Below are 15,024 nucleotides of genomic sequence, written 5' to 3' on the forward strand. Positions count from 1 at the left end.
TGTCACTTCCCCGTCGGCTTCGCCCGTACGTGCATCCGCTCCCCCTGCGGTCCGAACAGGCTGAGGAACTCCACCGGTTCCGGCCCGGCGGCCCCCCACCAGTGCGGGGTGTGCGTGTCGAACTCGGCCACCTCGCCCGCCGTCAGCACCAGGTCATGGTCCCCCAGCACGAGCCGCAGCCGCCCCGAGAGTACGTACAGCCACTCGTACCCCTCGTGCACCCGCTGCTCGACCGGCCCTTCCTTGCCCGTCGCACCGGGCATCACCTGCTTGTACGCGTTCACTCCGCTGAGGTGCCGAGTCAGCGGCACGAACGTCATGCCGTGCCGTTTGAACGGCCGGAAGGTGACCCGGGGGTCCCCCGTCTCCGGGGCGCCGACCAGTTCGTCCAGCTGGACCCCGTACGCCTTCGCCAGCGGAAGCAGAAGCTCGAGGGTGGGCTTGCGGCCGCCGGACTCCAGCCGGGAGAGCGTGCTGAGCGAGATCCCGGTCGTCTCGCTCAGCTGCGCCAGCGTCGTCCCGCGCTCGGTCCGCAGCGCACGCAGCCGCGGCCCCACGCCGGTCAGGACGGACGACAGCTCGTCGTCCCCCATCGCACTGCCCTCTGCGCCTGCCTCGTCCGCTGCCATGGTTCCATTTGCCGACCCGGCAAGCAGCATTGTCAACCGGAGGTGCCCGCAGGCCCGACCGCCGGTCCGATCATGGCCATGGACAACCGGGTGAACTCGCTGGTCAGCCAGGCAGGCGGCACCTGGCGCGGACGGCGGCCGTGATGCGCGAGGAGCTCGTCGACGGACCGGGTCAGCACCTTCACCACCACGGCGAGGTTGCCGTCGACCGCGTGACCGCGCCCCCTGGCGCGCTCGGCCTCCTGGGTGAGGAATTCCGTCCACACCGACCGCCACATCGTGAGGTGGTCCTCCATCTCCCTGCTCACCCCGAGCACCTCGACGAACGCCACCCTCGCCTCCCGCGGATCCCGCGTGACGGCCCGCACGTAGGCGTCGAAGAGCCTGTGGACCCGTTCCTCGGTCGAGCAGGTCTCCATGCCCTCGGCGGACAGCTCCGCCTCGGACGCCCGCATGCCCCGCGTCGCCACCTCGTCGTACAGATCGACGAGCAGGGCCTCGCGCGACTCGAACTCGCGGTGGAAGTCACGGACTTCCACCTGTGCGGCGGCACACAGATCCTCGACGGTAGTCCGGGCATAGCCGTACACGGCGAACAAGGTCCGCCCGGCCGCCATGAGTTGTGCCCGTACCCACGCGGGGTCCCGCGCCGCCCGCACTCCGCTCCACAGCTCCATCACGGCATCCGCCATCGGTCCTCCTCGGTCCGTCCAGGCCCCCACGCCCACTTTCCTCGATCCGCCGCGCAGACGGTGATACCGCCACACGGCGAACAGCCGTACGCCTCACCCCGAGGCGGCCGCGTCCGCCGCCCGCAGGGCCGCGACGCGCTCCCGCCAGGGCAGCCGCTCGGGCTCCTCGTAGCCGTCGTCGAGGGGCGGCGGCTCCCACTTGACCGTGTGGGCCTCCCACGCGGCCTCCTGCCGGCACGGCCGGCACACCGTCTCGTCGCCCCTGGGCCGGAAGACGTGTTCGGCACCTTCCTCCTGCGCCTCGCACGCGATGAACTGCCTGGGCGCAGGCGGTACGGGAGCGGGCTCCGCCACGCGCGGCAGCTCCGGCATCATGCGCACGAGCCGCTTGCTCAGGAACCCGGCAGCGAAGCGCACCCCGTCCTCGGGCAGTCCCTTGCTGAGCGCGAGCCGCAGATCGGCCGCACTCACCCCCCGCCTCAGCCAGTCCGCAGCCGTCTCGGCCAGACCACGGGCCTCGCGGACACCGAGCCACAACTGCTGGTCGGCGTGCCGGAGCGAGAGCAGCACGCGCTCGGCCTGGACGACTTGCGGGTCCGCGGGCCCTGGCTCCGCGATCTCGCCCGGAGGTTCCGGAAGCTGCGGAACCTGCGGCTCTTCGGTGGGTGGGTGGGATGAGTTCTTCTCGTGTTCTTCATCCACCGGTAGGTGACCACCGGCCGACCGAGTACCCGGATGACCGACCGCCGGAGAGTGATCACTCGGTCCGACCTGCGGCGACGCCGCTCGGGCGGACCTCTCGGGCGTCGCCGGGGTGACGAAGTCCGCGCCGCGGACCACCACTTCCGCGTCCCGGACACGCCGGGCTTCCTCGGCGGTGAGCGTCACGTTGGAGAAGATCTGATCGGTCACCCACAGCCCGGCCTCGTTCTGCCGCCGCCACTCGTGGACGAACCCGTTCTCCTTCAGCTGACGCTTGGCCTTCTGATAGGCGCGCCCGGTGATCCCCAGGCATTTCGCGTGATCGCTCAGCGCCCTGCCGACGTGCCGCTGGGGCAACCCCTGCACGTAGGCGATCAAGATCTTCGCGTCACTGTCGAGACGCGGATGACGGATGACGTCGTGTGACGCCTTCACGAAGCCGTAGGACGGCGAGATAGCATGCAAAAGCATTCTCGGTGGACCTCTGATCCATCGCGGGGTGAAGGCCCTCGGGTAGGTGTTGGTAGCACCGCCGGGGGCCGCCCCATGCGCTGAAGCGCACGGAGCGTAATTGCGCGCTCACCGTACATCACATTTCTCGCGCTCGACCACCTCCCGCAGCAGCTCGAACAGCAGTTCCGCGTCCACGAACGGGACTTCGGGGTCGGGCAGGGAGCGCCAGTCCAGCGGATACGTCAGCCCGTGCACAGCGGGCACCCCGACGAAGGCCGCCCCCTCCCGCACCAACGCCTCGGCCCCGACGGGCCATCGGTACGCGCGGGCACTCCCGGGCCGCAGCAGGAAGCACATGCTCCGGTCGCCGATGCGCGAGCGGACGATGGGTCCGGCGCGGAAGTCCGTGAACTGCATGAGCTCGTAAGCCACTTGTTCTCCCAGGATGCCGATGATGCGCACGGCGTCGAAGTGAATGCCCGCGTGCCGCAGGGCGTGCCCCGTCGCGGGGATCCAGGCGGGCATCTGGTCCGGTGAAGTTCTGGGTTCCATACGCAAAGCTTCGACACCCCCACGTACCGTGACCAGGGACACAAGGCATCTGTGCACTCTTGTGCACTTGGGGGGTGGGGCTGTGCACTTCGGTGAACGTGACGTCAGTAACGCGGAGATGTTCGGCTCGTTGCTGCGATTCTTCCGCGAGCGGTGCGGCCTCTCGCAGGAGGCCTTGGGCGCGAAGATCGGCTTCTCCAAGTCGCAGGTGGCGATGGTGGAGCGAGGGGAGCGCCCTCCGAAAGGGCCCTTCACTCCGCAGGCCGACGCCGCGCTGGGCGCCGAAGGCGCTCTGCTTGCGGCAGCCAAGAAGTTGACGTCCAGTCGCGTGTCCTCCTGGTTCGAGCAGTTCGCAGAGGAGGAAGCCACGGCCAGGGCCCGGTACGAGTACGAGTGCAACGTGGTGCCTGGCCTGCTGCAGACCGAGGAGCACGCACGCACCCTGTTCAACAGCGCCTGCCCGCCGCTTGATGACGACGAGATCGAGGGTTTGATCGTCGGCCGCCTCGCACGCCAGCGCATGCTGACCCGCAAACCGATTCCGGATATCAGCTTCGTCCTGGAACTCAGCGCGCTCACACGCCCGATCGGCGGACGGGACGTACACCGAGCACAGCTGCAACACATACTTGAGGTCAGTCGACTGCGGTACGTGCACATCCAGGTCATGTCACCTCAGCGGGAAACACACGCGGGGCTGAGCGGATCCTTCGTTCTGCTGGAGACCGATGACCGGCGTCAGCTCGCGTACCTGGAGGTCCAACGCCAGAACTTCCTCGTCAGCGAACACGATCACGTGGCACCGCTGTTCGCCAGATATGGCATTCTGCGGACCCAGGCTCTCGGGCCAGAAGAGTCCCGAAAGCTGATCGAAGAGGCAGCAGAGGAACTATGAGCAGTGACCTCCAGTGGCTCAAAAGCAGCCACAGCACCGATGAGGGTGGCAACTGCGTCGAGGTCGCCACCCGCCCCCACACCGTCCACGTCCGCGACTCCAAGGACGTCACCCTCCCCGCCCTCACCCTCTCCCCCGCCGCCTGGACGGCCTTCCTCGAGCACACGGTGTTCTAGCCCCATGACCTGGTTCGACGAGCTGCCCCAGGTCCTCACCCGGCCGACTTCGGAGCGCTGGTGGGGCGCCCGCCGCGGAGCATCGAGCTGATGGCGTACAGAGGGCCGGCCCCGGACCGACTCGACGCACCGCCTAGTACCAAGGGCGGGCGTCATGCGTGGGCAGCGGGCGCAGATTCGGCCAGCGTTCGAGCAGGCGGCCGGCCAGCGCGGAGCTGAGGCGGCCGACGGCGTGCAGGTGATCGTGGTCCCGGGTCATGTCGGCGACCACGCCCAGGCGGTGGACGAGGCGCTCGCGGGCGGAGACGTAGCCCCACTCGAAGTCCTCGACGGGCACCCGGGCGAGCTGGTCGGCTGTCCCGCGATGGGCCCTCTCGACGAGCGCGTCCCCCTGGATGAGCCAGCCTGCACAAGCGTCGGCGAGGTCACCCGGCACGTCCCTCCCGGTGAGGCCGCGCCAGGTGGTCCGGTAGATCTCCTCGACCTCCGTGAGCGGGGCCACGGCAACCGACATGGCACACCAGCAGGTGGGGAAGCCGATGCGGAAGTAGGCGAGTTCGAGCAGGCCGTTGCCGAGCGAGGCACGCTCGAAGTCGACGAAGCGGACGCCCTCGGCGGTGCGCAGATCGTTGCCGGGGCAGGGGTCGCCGTGCAGCAGCGCGTGGTACGGGGTGGGGTCCAACCGCTCCAGGAGACCGCCGAGTTCATCGGGAACCGTGGACGGTACGGGCACGTCGAGCGTCCGGGCCAGGGAGAGGAAGGACTCCGCGTCGGCGGCCGTGGGCCCCGACCAGACCGGCAGCGCGTCCGCGTCGGCGGGACCCGTCAGGGCGTGCAGCCGGGCGAGCGACTCGGCGTACCCCGGCATCCAGTCGTCCGTCCTGCCGAGGTCGTCCACGTGTTCCAGGACCATCACCCGCGAGGACGGGTCCGTGGCGAGCACTGCGGGGGCCACGGCGGGCCCGGAGGCCCGCCCCGCCAGCCGCAGCCCGGCGACCTCCCGTGCGAAGCGCGTGCCGGCGTCGGCGCCCGTGTCACCGCCGTCGGTGATCTGCTTGACGATCACCAGCCGCTGGTCGGCCAGCCGCACCCGCCACACACGTGACCGCGGACTGCTGTCCAGGAGTTCGGCGTGCTGGGGAATGCCCACGGTGGAGAGCAGCGCCTCATTGAAGGGAACACGGTTCAGCATGCCGACGAGCGTAGCCGTGCGTCCCGCACGCGCGAGTGAATACCCTGGCCCCGGCCGAAGTCCCCCGGGGGTTTGGCCGGGCACGTGGCATCATCTGCCGTATGCCGCGCGGCGGACCGTCGGACACCTGTAGGGGGAACACCTCAAGACTGTATGGGGGGTTGTCCCGATGGACCGCACCCCCACCCCTCAGGGACCGTGGTCGCATGACCGAAACGACGCGCACAACTCGACTGTTCGCACTGCTCGTTCCCGTGTTCATGCTCCTCTACGGGGTGTTCCGCCTCATCGACGGCAGGGACGGGGACCACGGGCCCGGGCTTGCCTGGAACATCGGCCACACCTTCTTCTTCGCCGCCTTCCTCCTGCTCGGCGCCCTGGTCGTGGAGCTGCGTGCGCTGATCCCCGCCGACACGGCGCGGAGACGGGCGGCCGCCGGGGTGGCCATGGTCGCCGGGGTGTTCGGCGCCGCGTGCTTCCTGTGGGTGATCGTCGGTGACCTGTTCCCCCGCTTCGACGATGCCGCGCCGCTGCCCGAGCCCTTGGAGCTCGCGGGCCCCCTGGCCTTCCAGCTCGGCCTCCTCACCCTGCTGGTCATGCTCGTCACGGCCCGGCCCCGGCGGCTTCCCGTGTGGAGTCCCGTACTCGTCCTCGTCGCCTTCGTGCTCATCGCCGTGAACCTTGATCTGCTCCCGGTCGCCGCCCTCGCCCTCATGGCGGGCCTCGCCCCCCTGGCCCGCCCCCGCACCGGCGGCCCGGCCACTGCCGTCATCGCTTCCTGATGCCTTTCAGCGGCGCCGCACCAGCGCCAGCAGGCTCAGTCCGAACATCAGGACCCCCAGGGGCAGATGGACCGACGGCACGTGGGCGATCCCGAGCACGACCTGGGCCGAGGCAAGGACGAGAAAGCCCGACGCGTGCCAGACGGGCCGGGGCGAGCCACCGCCCGGCTTCCAGGCCAGGACCGCCGCGAGTACGTACAGCATCGAGGCCCCGTACATGACGCGGGCGCCGGCGCTGTGCAGCGTCTCTCCGTAGGACGAGGTCAGGAGCAGTCCGGCGGAGACCGCTTGAAGGAAGATGGTCAAGGTCTGCAGGGCGATCGCGATCTGCAGAAACGTGAAGTCGTGCCGTCTCGTCGCCCGGGTTGCCCGAGTCACCTGGGTTGTCTGGGTCGCCATGCCACGGTCCCCTGTTCCGCCCGCTGGGCAGTAGGTCGATAGGTTCTTCACCAGCCCGACGACGCGGGCCCGCGAAAGGTAAGACGAGGGGGCGTTCGGGACATGGGGACGGCGGGGGCTGCGGGGAGGAGCACCGACGCGATGGCCGGCGAGCGTCGCCAACTGCTCAACGTCGCCTATCGGCTGCTCGGTTCACTGGCCGAGGCGGAGGACGCCGTACAGGAGGCGTACGCGCGCTGGTACGCGCTGCCGGCCGCCCGGCAGGAAGAGATCGTGTCACCCGGCGCCTGGCTGTCGACCGTGACCGGCCGCGTCTGCCTGGATGTGCTCGGCTCGGCGCGCGCCCGTCGGGAACGGTACGTCGGCGCGTGGCTGCCCGAGCCGTTGCCCGACCGCACCGAGTGGGACCGCGGCCGGGGCGCCGACCACACCGATCCCGCCGACCAGATGGTCCTGGACGAATCGGTGACCATGGCCTTCCTCGTCGTCCTGGAGTCGATGACGCCCGCCGAGCGGGTGGCGTTCGTCCTGCACGACGTCTTCCGCTACCCCTTCGCCGAGATCGCCGGCATCCTCGGCCGGACCCCCGCCGCCTGCAAGCAGCTCGCGGCCTCCGCCCGGCGGCGGGTGCGCGTCGCCGAGACCCCGGTGACGGCGGCCGGGCAGGCGGCGGCGGTGCGGCACGTCAAGGAGGCGTGGGAGACCAAGAACATCGCGGCCCTCGTCGACCTCCTGGACCCGGCCGCCGTGATGACTGCCGACGGCGGCGGTCTGGTCGGCACCGCGCTGCGCCCGATCGAGGGCGGCGCGCTCATCGCCCGGTACATGGTCGCCATCGCCGACAAGGCCCCCGGGCTCGAACTGCTGGAGCGGTCGGTCAGCGGCATGCCGGGCCTGGTGGCCCGGCGGGACGGCGTCGTCATGACCGTGGCGTCCTTCGAGGTCGTCGACGGCTGCGTCACCCGGATCTGGGTGGTCCGCAATCCGGAGAAGCTGAGGCCGTGGGTGGGGGCAGCCGGGACCGGAGCCTGCCGGACGGACAGCGCCTGACAGGCCCCGGCCCCGAAACTGATTCAGCGCTTGAGCAGGAAGGTGAAGTCGCCGGTACGCCTGCCGCTCAGCCGGACGGCCGATACGAGCTTCCGCTCCGCACCCAGTCTCTCGACCTCGCCCCGCGAAAGACCGCAGCCCTCCGCGATGAGGCGCACCGGCCGGACGGGGATCCGCTCCGTGAAACGGACCGAGACGTCGAGCACCCCGCCATCGAGATGAACCGGGCCGCCGGTGTCGAGGCGCCAGGCGTTGTTCCAGTCGAGGGCGACGCGATTGCGACGGCGTACGACCGGATCCTGCAGCAACTCGGCAGCGAGGGCGGGGTCGTTGCCATGGAGACGGTCCAGCAGTTCAGGTCGTATGGAACGTACGTGAGCCCGTTCCAGGACCGTGAGCTTCATCGTTGCCCCACAGGCTGCGCAGAGAGCGAGCAACCACGCGTCCAGGAGCTTGTGGTTCGCGTTGACCCGGAACTTTCCGTCGGCCCGGAAGCGCTCGGACGCGCACGCGTGGCAACGACGGACGACGAGAGGAAGGCAGGTGGGAGCGACCACCCAGGTTGTGAGCACAGCAGCACACCGGTTTCAGTGAGAAGACCGCAGCAGGAAGGAGCGCGGCGCGCAGGGCGCGACGCGCGACGATTCAGCGCTTGGGAGGTCTCACAGGGTGTACAACGGTGTGTCCTTGCCTGGACGACGTGATTCGGCAGCACCGTAGCGGCGCGGAGCGGTGCCGTTCCACCGGTTTTCCGGTGGCACCGGGAGCTGTCCTGGCGATCGCCGTCCACGGTTCCGGCGGGCTCCAGCAGCAGATGTCCGAGCGGGCGGACAACCCGTCTTCCTCCAGGCAGTGTGCGTCGCTCAGGCCGCGGATGCGGCGGCCGGTCTGCTCAGCGCGTGACCCGCGCCTCTCCTTTGAACCCGCCATGATCCGTCGGCACGCCCGGGCACGACGAGCAGACCGGCTGACGGTCCCATGATCGGCCGGACAGCCCCCACGTGGCAGCCCGCAGAGGGGAGTTCACCGACGCACGCGGCTCAGGCATGCAGGGTGGGCCGGTAGGTGAGCTCCTGGATGTGCCCGTCGAGCGTCCGGTGGCCGGTCAGTTCGAGGTCGAAGTCCGCCGCACCCTTGAAGATCGGGTCCAGCCCGGTCCGCCCGGTGATCACGGGGAACAGTGTCACCTGGACACGGTCCACCAGACCGGCCGCCATCAGCGCCCGGTTCATCGACAGGCTGCCGTGCGAGCGCAACGGGATGTCGGACTCCTCCTTCAGCCGGGCGACGACGTCGACGGCGTCCCCGTCGGCGACGGTCGCGTCCGGCCAGTCGAGTGGGCCTTCGAGCGTGGTCGACACCACCGTGGCCGGCAGGCTCCTCATCCGGGTCACCCAGGGGTCGCGCACCTCGGAGTCCTCCGTGGCGGCGGCCAGCATCTGCGCGAACAGCTGATACGTGTGCGCCCCGAAGACCATCCGCTGCTCCTCCCGGTACAGGCCGAGGCGGTGGTCGAGGAGCTCGGGGCCCTGCTTGCCCCAGTAGCCGGTCCAGTCACCGCCCGCGCCGCCGAAGCCGTCGAGGCTGGAGAAGACGTCGAACGTGTATGTGGCGGTCATGATGCTCTCCTCACGTGGGGCAGATCGCGTGCTGCGAGTCGCTCTGTGAATAGAGACTGACCATCGGGGCGGGACTCATCGCGCGCCGGGACCGCTTACCCCCGGATGCCGCGCAGAAGGTTGCCTATCAGGGCGTCGGCGAAGGCGGTGTCGAGTGGCTCGTTCGGCAGCATGAGGCGGTGGTAGCAGGCGCCCCAGAGCTGGTCCACGACCACTTGGGGATCGACCTCGGCGCGAATCTGCCCTGCGCGCTGCGCGCGCGTGAGCCGGTCCACCGCGAGTCGGCGGCGCGGGTGCGTGTAGTGCCGCGCGAGGGCATCGGCCAGCGCGGGGTCGGTCTGCGCCGCGCCGACGAACTGGGCGATCACGGGGCCCGCGGGGAGCCCCGTGAGTAGGCCGACGAAGGAGTGGAGCTGGGCCGTGAGGTCCCGCTCGATGTCGCCGGTGTCAGCGAACGCGAGGGTGTCCTCGACCGCCGCGAAATAGGCCTCGAAGGCGAGCGCCCCCGGCGAGGGCCACCACTTGTAGAGCGTCATCTTGCTCGCTCCGGCGCGGGCGGCCACCTTCTCGAAGGTGATCCCGGCCAGGCCCGCCTCGAACAGCATCGCACCGGCCGACTCCAGCACGGCCTGCCGCACTTCCGCTGCCGGGCGGCGCCCGCGGCCCCGCCTGCCGGGTCCCTTCGGCTCGTCCACGCGTCCTCAGCCTTTCGGGCTTGCCGTATATGGACGATCAGTCTACATTTATTTTATGGACGAGTCGTCCATAAAGTAGAGGGAGGCCGGAGCCATGAACCCCACGACCACCACCGACGCCACGAACCCCACCGCGGAATCCGTGTCCCGCGTAGCGATCGTCACCGGCGCCTCCGGCGGCATCGGCCGCGCCGTCGCCGAACGCCTGGCCTCCGACGGCATCGCCGTCGTCGTGCACTACGGGAGGGACAGGGCCCGCGCCGAGGAGGTCGTGGCAGCCGTCGAGTCGGCCGGCGGGGTCGCGACCGCGATCGGGGGCGACGTGGCCGACGAGGAGGCGATGGCCGCGCTGTTCGCCACGGCCGAGCAGCTGTACGGCGGCGTCGACGTGGTCGTGAACACGGCCGGGATCATGCTCCTCTCGCCGATCGCCGAGCTCGACCTCGCCGACTTCGACCGCATGCACCGCACCAACGTGCGCGGCACGTTCGTCGTCTCCCGGCTCGCCGCCCGTACGCTCCGGGCCGGCGGTGCGCTGATCAACTTCTCGACCTCGGTGACCCGGCTGCAGCAGCCCACGTACGGGGCCTACGCCGCCACGAAGGGTGCGGTCGAGGCGATGACCCTGATCCTCGCCCGCGAGCTGACGGGCCGCGACGTGACGGTGAACGCCGTCGCACCCGGTCCGACGGCCACACCGCTCTTCCTGGACGGAAAGCCGCAGGAGGTCATCGACGCGATCGCGTCCCGCACCCCGCTCGACCGCCTCGGCTCCCCCGCCGACATCGCCGAAGCCGTCGCGTTCCTCGCCGGCCCCGGCCGCTGGATCAACGGGCAGGTCCTGTACGCGAACGGCGGCCTCGCCTGAACCCGCGCGTGCCCGGTGGAACGCCCACACCGCCTGCGACTCGCATGGCGTCGTCGCCCCTCACGCAAGGGGTGCCGTGGTGCGGCCCGCGGGCCGGGGCGTTGGTGTCCGGAGTCGAGTTGCGAGAGGTTTGGCCGCGGGGGCCCGCCCCCGATCCCGTCCGTTCCCCGAGAGGTGCCCGTGAACGACCACCCGCGACCAGCCGCAGAGTTCGGGATTCGCGCCGCCCGCACGGACGACGCGGCGGAGACCGACCGGCTCCACGACATCTGCCTGCGCACCGCCGCATCGGGCAAGGACGCGACGGGCTCGTTCGAGGACCCGCGCCTCCCGGGCGACATCTTCCTGGCTCCCCACCTCCGGTACGCCCCCGACCTCGCCTGGGTCCTCGCCCGCCCGGGCCGGCCCGCCTCCGGGTACGTCCTCGGGGTCGCCGACACCGCCTCCTTCGAGCAGACCCTCGAACGGGAATGGTGGCCCGCGCTCCGCGCCCGGCACAGCGGGAAGCCGGTCCGCGAAGGCTCCGCCGACGCCTTCGCCCGGAAGTGGATCGACCGTCCCCCCACCGCTCCGGCCGAGGTGGCCGCCGCGTACCCCGCCCATCTGCACATCGATCTGCTGCCCGAGGCCCAGGGCGGCGGCCACGGGTCCCGCCTGATCCACACCTTGCTCGGCGCCTTGCGCACCCGGGGCGTTCGCGGCGTTCACCTCGGCGTGGGCAAGGCGAACGCGGGTGCGGTCGGCTTCTACCGGCACCTGGGGTTCGAGCAACTCGTGGAGGAGCCGAGCGCGTTCATCCTGGGTCTCAGCCTTGAGGGGCCGGACGGAGACCGGATCTGACCTCGTGGCCCGCCCCCTCCCCAGGAGCGGTCGGGTTGTCGGCGCATCGTCACGCGGACGGGGCCGGCGACCGGGCTGTCGCCCCGCTCAGCCCAGCGTGACCCGGGCGGTGACCGGCAGATGGTCGCTGCCCGTCGCAGGCAGCGTGCGGATACGGCCGACCGTCGCCGAGCGGGCCAGGACCTGGTCGATCCGGGCCAGTGGGAAGGACGCGGGGAAGCTGAACGCGAATCCGCGCTCCGAGGTGTTGAGCTGAGAGGTCAGCGGGGACAGGCCGCGGTCGTCGACCGTGCCGTTGAGGTCGCCCAGCACGATCACCTTCGCCACTGTCTCGGCGGCGACGGCCCTGCCCAGCAGATGAGCGCTCTCGTCCCGCCAGGACGAGGCGAAGCCGCTCGTTCCGACGCGGACCGAGGGCAGATGGGCCACGTAGGCCGCGACTTCGCCCTGCGGGGTGTGGACCACGGTGCGCAGACCGCGGCTCCAGCCCTCCGCGATCCCCTCGGGCCTGATGTCCACCACGCGTGTGTCGGAGAGCGGGTGCCTCGACCACAGGCCGACCGTTCCCCGGACCTCGTGGAACCGGAAGTCCGGGGCGAGGGCCTTCTCGTACTCCGGCAGGGCGGCCGGGACCAGTTCCTCCAGCGCGATCAGGTCCGGCCCGGCCCCGGCCAGGGTGCGGGCCGTGCCCGCCGGGTCCGTGTTCACGTCGCTCACGTTGTGCTGCACCACGACCAGATCGCGCCCGCCCGGCTCCGGCGCGGCGAGGAACAGGCCGCCGAACGCGAACGCCCAGGCCACCAGCGGCAGGAGCAGGGACAGGAGCGCCGTGGCCGATCGGCGCAGCAGGGCCGAGACGAACAGCGGGACGACCGCGAGGCCGAGCCAGGGCGCGAACGCCTCCAGCAGGCTCCCCAGGTGGCCGGGCCGGTTGGGCACCACCCCGGGGAACGCGAGCAGGAGTGCGGTGAGGAGGGCGAGTACGGCGATCACCCGGCCCCGCGTCCACCGCCCCCGGCGCTCCCACACCCACCGGGAGACACCGGCCTTCGCCGCCGGGGCCGCTCCGGTGTCCGCCGGGGCCGCTCCGCTGTCCGTCCGCTCCACCATGATGTTCCGTACACCCCGTCCGCTTGTTGACCTCGCTTTTCAGGACGGGCTGCCCGGCCGGGCAGTTCCCGGCGACGCCGTGCCGGATCGGACCCGGGCAGGACCGCCGGAGGGGTGCACCGCCCTCCCGCGCGGCTTGCGCCGCTCACAGAGCCCGGCGCGGGCAAGGAGCCTGACCGACCGCCAGTGGAAGGAGTGTGGCGGCCGTGTGGGTGACCCTGCGGCCTTGCCGTTCCATGCGGGCAGACCATCACACTTACGGTCCCCGGCATGAAACGCATCAGTCTCGCCGCCGCAACCGTCTGTGTCCTGTGCCTGGCATCCGCCGTCCCCGCCGCGGCCGACTACTCGGGCAATCCGCTGGCCGGGGACAACGGCTTCGGTGTGCTCGTCCAGGACGACGCCACCCTGGGCAGCACCGAGACCGAGGGTTCGGTGGCCATCGGCGGAGACCTGACCTACGGCCCCGGTTACAACGTCGCGCTGCACACCCCCGGCACGTTCACCGCACCCGGAGACGACCGCCCGACGGCCCTGCTCGTGGAGGGCAGGGCGGACCACGCGAACAGCTCCCCGCAGGGCGTGCTGAAGGTCCTCAGCGACGGCTACGTGAAGATCGGTGACGGGACGGGTTCGTCCGTCCTGGACAAGGACGTCAACAACGCTGACGTCAGCACCCAGGTCGTCGCGGCCGGGGCCGCGCACAACTCCACTCCGCGGATCGAGACGACCGTCCGCCAGCCCGTCGGGTCGGTCACCGACACCACGGGGCTGCCCGACCTCGACGCGCTCTTCTCGACCTACCGCGACCGCTCCGACGCGATCGACACCTGCGACACGAACGTCGTCCTGCGCGATGCCGCCGGAGCCCCGCTGCCCGACCAGACCGGCTTCCCGGCCGGGACCAGTGCCCATGTCACCCTCACCGAGGGGGAGACGAACGTGCTCCGGCTGACGGGCGAGCAGTTGAACAACCTCTCCGAGATCACTTTCGACACACCTCCGACGGCGAGGACACCGTTCGTGGTCGACGTCGACACGACGGGGACGAACGGTACGTACGTCTGGCACATGCCGAACCTCGCCGGGGCGTCCGGCGAGCAGGCCCCGTACATGCTGTGGAACTTCCCCGACGCCACCGACATCACCATGGCGGACGGCGACTCCCTGGAAGGCACCGCCTTCGCGCCCCGCGCCCACCTCACGGACATCGCCCCCTCCAACATCGAGGGCACGATCGTGGTGAAGGAGCTGACGGCCGGACCGCTCTCCGCCGACGGCACGGCCGTCGGCGCGGGCGAGATCCACCAGTTCCCGTTCGCCGCCGAGATCGACTGCACCGGGGGCGGGTCCCCCTCGCCGACCCCCACGGATCCCACTCCGACGCCGACGGAACCGACACCCACCCCCACCGAGCCCACACCGACACCCACCGGGTCGATCCCCGCGCCCACCCCCACCGAGCCGGTGCCGACGCAGACGCACGGCCGCCCCACCCCGCACCACGGCGGAGACCATCACGGGCCGGGCGGCGGGCTCGCCGACACCGGCCCGTCCACCACCCTCTTCGCGGCGAGCGGAAGCCTTCTCCTCGTCGCCCTGGGCCTCGTACTCGTGGGGCGCCGCCGTCGGCCGAAGCACTGATCGCCGGCCCGCGGACCGGACCGGGCCGAACAGCGGCTTCGACGACCGAGGGGCACCGGAGCAGCGGCAACCACGGCAGCACCGTGAGCGGACAGGCTTCCCGGGTCAGCGGCCCGGGAAGCGCTCCCCGCACTCGCCGCAGTACTTCGGTGCGGACTCCTGTGACATCCGGCCGCACTCGGGGCAGACCCGGTCCAGCGCGCAGGGCGCCTCGCCCCCCTCGTAGGTCACCGCGGAAGCCGGCGCGCTCCCGATCGCGAGTCCCGGGCGGCGGCGGTGCACCGTGAGGTAGGCGAGGCCGTCCGGGCCCGCGGTCAGGGAGCGGCGCGAGGTGCGCGGGAGCCAGGTGACCGTGGTGGGGGTGAGGGCGAGGGGCTCGCCGCCGTCGCCCGGTGTGAGACGGCCGTCGCCTTCGAGCACCACGAGGAGGACGTCCAGTACGTCCTCCTGATGCTCCCCCACCTCCGCACCCGCCGGCAGCCGCACCAGGTTGGCGTCCAACTCCCTGCCCTGCTTGTCGAGCTGCCAGAGCGCTCCGCGGTCGTCGGGAGCCGCGGCGGCGAGCAGGCCGCCGAGTACGGTCAGTACCTCGGGAGTGGCGTTCACGGTCCCAGGCTACGCCGCGGACCGACAGGTCACCGGGTACCTGCGACCTGCGGAACTCCGCCGGCCGCACAGCACCCGTGGCCGTCCAGGGGGAAGGCCGTCGCACAGCGTCGCCGGTAT

The 15,024-nt window shown here is 71.1% G+C and carries 18 protein-coding genes; 7 read left to right on the forward strand and 11 right to left on the reverse strand.

The annotated features are described in order from the left end of the window. Positions 1-2: 2 nt before the first annotated feature. From ABZ434_RS25405 to ABZ434_RS25420, 4 genes are all read right to left on the reverse strand, one after another. The gene (locus ABZ434_RS25405; protein WP_359141269.1) at positions 3-593 is read right to left on the reverse strand and encodes a helix-turn-helix transcriptional regulator; all 591 of its coding nucleotides are present in this window, start codon (positions 591-593) and stop codon (positions 3-5) included. Positions 594-661: 68 nt separating this feature from the next. Further along, positions 662-1,321 carry a TetR/AcrR family transcriptional regulator gene (locus ABZ434_RS25410; RefSeq protein WP_359141174.1) on the reverse strand — a complete coding sequence of 220 codons (660 nt, stop codon included), beginning with the start codon at positions 1,319-1,321 and terminating at the stop codon, positions 662-664. Positions 1,322-1,414: 93 nt separating this feature from the next. Further along, positions 1,415-2,494: a hypothetical protein gene (locus tag ABZ434_RS25415; RefSeq protein ID WP_359141177.1), complete on the reverse strand. Its 1,080-nt coding sequence runs from the start codon at positions 2,492-2,494 to the stop codon at positions 1,415-1,417. 108 nt (positions 2,495-2,602) lie between these two features. Further along, entirely contained in the window at positions 2,603-3,028 is a 426-nt protein-coding gene (locus tag ABZ434_RS25420; protein ID WP_359141180.1) for a hypothetical protein, read from the reverse strand. 118 nt (positions 3,029-3,146) lie between these two features. Here ABZ434_RS25420 and ABZ434_RS25425 point away from each other — a divergent pair, with 118 nt between their 5' ends. Both ABZ434_RS25425 and ABZ434_RS25430 read left to right on the forward strand, forming a co-directional pair. Next, positions 3,147-3,923 carry a helix-turn-helix transcriptional regulator gene (locus ABZ434_RS25425; protein WP_359141272.1) on the forward strand — a complete coding sequence of 259 codons (777 nt, stop codon included), beginning with the start codon at positions 3,147-3,149 and terminating at the stop codon, positions 3,921-3,923. Beyond that, on the forward strand, positions 3,920-4,099 hold the full coding sequence (locus tag ABZ434_RS25430) for a DUF397 domain-containing protein (protein WP_359141183.1): 180 nt from the start codon (positions 3,920-3,922) through the stop codon (positions 4,097-4,099). The genes ABZ434_RS25425 and ABZ434_RS25430 overlap by 4 nt, the downstream gene beginning before the upstream one ends. A 133-nt stretch (positions 4,100-4,232) precedes the next feature. Here ABZ434_RS25430 and ABZ434_RS25435 read toward each other — a convergent pair whose 3' ends face one another. Beyond that, the gene (locus tag ABZ434_RS25435) at positions 4,233-5,291 is read right to left on the reverse strand and encodes an aminoglycoside phosphotransferase family protein (RefSeq protein ID WP_359141185.1); all 1,059 of its coding nucleotides are present in this window, start codon (positions 5,289-5,291) and stop codon (positions 4,233-4,235) included. Between the two features lie 206 nt (positions 5,292-5,497). Here ABZ434_RS25435 and ABZ434_RS25440 point away from each other — a divergent pair, with 206 nt between their 5' ends. Beyond that, positions 5,498-6,073: a hypothetical protein gene (locus ABZ434_RS25440; RefSeq protein WP_359141188.1), complete on the forward strand. Its 576-nt coding sequence runs from the start codon at positions 5,498-5,500 to the stop codon at positions 6,071-6,073. Between the two features lie 6 nt (positions 6,074-6,079). Here ABZ434_RS25440 and ABZ434_RS25445 read toward each other — a convergent pair whose 3' ends face one another. Beyond that, the gene (locus tag ABZ434_RS25445) at positions 6,080-6,472 is read right to left on the reverse strand and encodes a hypothetical protein (RefSeq protein WP_359141190.1); all 393 of its coding nucleotides are present in this window, start codon (positions 6,470-6,472) and stop codon (positions 6,080-6,082) included. A 102-nt stretch (positions 6,473-6,574) separates the two neighbouring features. Here ABZ434_RS25445 and sigJ point away from each other — a divergent pair, with 102 nt between their 5' ends. Next, a complete protein-coding gene (gene sigJ, locus ABZ434_RS25450; protein ID WP_359141193.1) occupies positions 6,575-7,522 on the forward strand; it encodes an RNA polymerase sigma factor SigJ in 948 nt (315 codons plus the stop codon). A 23-nt stretch (positions 7,523-7,545) separates the two neighbouring features. Here sigJ and ABZ434_RS25455 read toward each other — a convergent pair whose 3' ends face one another. The 3 genes from ABZ434_RS25455 to ABZ434_RS25465 all read right to left on the reverse strand — a co-directional run bounded on the left by ABZ434_RS25455 (position 7,546) and on the right by ABZ434_RS25465 (position 9,836). Next, the gene (locus ABZ434_RS25455) at positions 7,546-8,094 is read right to left on the reverse strand and encodes a DUF1062 domain-containing protein (RefSeq protein ID WP_359141195.1); all 549 of its coding nucleotides are present in this window, start codon (positions 8,092-8,094) and stop codon (positions 7,546-7,548) included. A 468-nt stretch (positions 8,095-8,562) separates the two neighbouring features. Then, entirely contained in the window at positions 8,563-9,141 is a 579-nt protein-coding gene (locus ABZ434_RS25460) for a dihydrofolate reductase family protein (protein WP_359141198.1), read from the reverse strand. Positions 9,142-9,236: 95 nt separating this feature from the next. Continuing rightward, positions 9,237-9,836, reverse strand: a complete 600-nt coding sequence (locus ABZ434_RS25465) for a TetR/AcrR family transcriptional regulator C-terminal ligand-binding domain-containing protein (RefSeq protein WP_359141200.1) — start codon at positions 9,834-9,836, stop codon at positions 9,237-9,239. 94 nt (positions 9,837-9,930) lie between these two features. Between ABZ434_RS25465 and ABZ434_RS25470 the strand changes: the two genes are divergently transcribed. Both ABZ434_RS25470 and ABZ434_RS25475 read left to right on the forward strand, forming a co-directional pair. Then, positions 9,931-10,704, forward strand: coding sequence for an SDR family oxidoreductase (locus ABZ434_RS25470; RefSeq protein ID WP_359141203.1), 774 nt, complete (start codon positions 9,931-9,933; stop codon positions 10,702-10,704). Positions 10,705-10,884: 180 nt separating this feature from the next. After that, positions 10,885-11,544 carry a GNAT family N-acetyltransferase gene (locus tag ABZ434_RS25475; RefSeq protein ID WP_359141206.1) on the forward strand — a complete coding sequence of 220 codons (660 nt, stop codon included), beginning with the start codon at positions 10,885-10,887 and terminating at the stop codon, positions 11,542-11,544. An 87-nt stretch (positions 11,545-11,631) separates the two neighbouring features. Here ABZ434_RS25475 and ABZ434_RS25480 read toward each other — a convergent pair whose 3' ends face one another. After that, positions 11,632-12,654, reverse strand: a complete 1,023-nt coding sequence (locus tag ABZ434_RS25480) for an endonuclease/exonuclease/phosphatase family protein (protein ID WP_359141209.1) — start codon at positions 12,652-12,654, stop codon at positions 11,632-11,634. Positions 12,655-12,924: 270 nt separating this feature from the next. Here ABZ434_RS25480 and ABZ434_RS25485 point away from each other — a divergent pair, with 270 nt between their 5' ends. Further along, positions 12,925-14,298, forward strand: a complete 1,374-nt coding sequence (locus ABZ434_RS25485) for a choice-of-anchor A family protein (protein ID WP_359141212.1) — start codon at positions 12,925-12,927, stop codon at positions 14,296-14,298. Positions 14,299-14,403: 105 nt separating this feature from the next. On the opposite strand, the gene ABZ434_RS25490 is transcribed toward ABZ434_RS25485, so the two are convergent. Then, positions 14,404-14,904 (reverse strand): hypothetical protein, encoded by a 501-nt coding sequence (locus ABZ434_RS25490; protein WP_359141215.1) that lies wholly within the window; start codon positions 14,902-14,904, stop codon positions 14,404-14,406. Positions 14,905-15,024: the final 120 nt, after the last annotated feature.

The organism is Streptomyces sp. NPDC005761, assembly GCF_040630635.1.
Lineage (GTDB): Bacteria > Actinomycetota > Actinomycetes > Streptomycetales > Streptomycetaceae > Streptomyces.

What these genes read in the sequence shown, in the direction of transcription:
- ABZ434_RS25480 (WP_359141209.1), bottom strand. Translation starts at nt 12,654, where the DNA reads ATGGTGGAGCGGACGGACAGCGGAGCGGCCCCGGCGGACACCGGAGCG.
- ABZ434_RS25410 (WP_359141174.1), bottom strand. Translation starts at nt 1,321, where the DNA reads ATGGCGGATGCCGTGATGGAGCTGTGGAGCGGAGTGCGGGCGGCGCGG.
- ABZ434_RS25425 (WP_359141272.1), top strand. Translation starts at nt 3,147, where the DNA reads ATGTTCGGCTCGTTGCTGCGATTCTTCCGCGAGCGGTGCGGCCTCTCG.
- ABZ434_RS25460 (WP_359141198.1), bottom strand. Translation starts at nt 9,141, where the DNA reads ATGACCGCCACATACACGTTCGACGTCTTCTCCAGCCTCGACGGCTTC.
- ABZ434_RS25485 (WP_359141212.1), top strand. Translation starts at nt 12,925, where the DNA reads ATGAAACGCATCAGTCTCGCCGCCGCAACCGTCTGTGTCCTGTGCCTG.
- ABZ434_RS25430 (WP_359141183.1), top strand. Translation starts at nt 3,920, where the DNA reads ATGAGCAGTGACCTCCAGTGGCTCAAAAGCAGCCACAGCACCGATGAG.
- ABZ434_RS25415 (WP_359141177.1), bottom strand. Translation starts at nt 2,494, where the DNA reads ATGCTTTTGCATGCTATCTCGCCGTCCTACGGCTTCGTGAAGGCGTCA.
- ABZ434_RS25435 (WP_359141185.1), bottom strand. Translation starts at nt 5,291, where the DNA reads ATGCTGAACCGTGTTCCCTTCAATGAGGCGCTGCTCTCCACCGTGGGC.
- ABZ434_RS25440 (WP_359141188.1), top strand. Translation starts at nt 5,498, where the DNA reads ATGACCGAAACGACGCGCACAACTCGACTGTTCGCACTGCTCGTTCCC.
- ABZ434_RS25445 (WP_359141190.1), bottom strand. Translation starts at nt 6,472, where the DNA reads ATGGCGACCCAGACAACCCAGGTGACTCGGGCAACCCGGGCGACGAGA.
- sigJ (WP_359141193.1), top strand. Translation starts at nt 6,575, where the DNA reads ATGGGGACGGCGGGGGCTGCGGGGAGGAGCACCGACGCGATGGCCGGC.
- ABZ434_RS25405 (WP_359141269.1), bottom strand. Translation starts at nt 593, where the DNA reads ATGGGGGACGACGAGCTGTCGTCCGTCCTGACCGGCGTGGGGCCGCGG.
- ABZ434_RS25420 (WP_359141180.1), bottom strand. Translation starts at nt 3,028, where the DNA reads ATGGAACCCAGAACTTCACCGGACCAGATGCCCGCCTGGATCCCCGCG.
- ABZ434_RS25470 (WP_359141203.1), top strand. Translation starts at nt 9,931, where the DNA reads ATGAACCCCACGACCACCACCGACGCCACGAACCCCACCGCGGAATCC.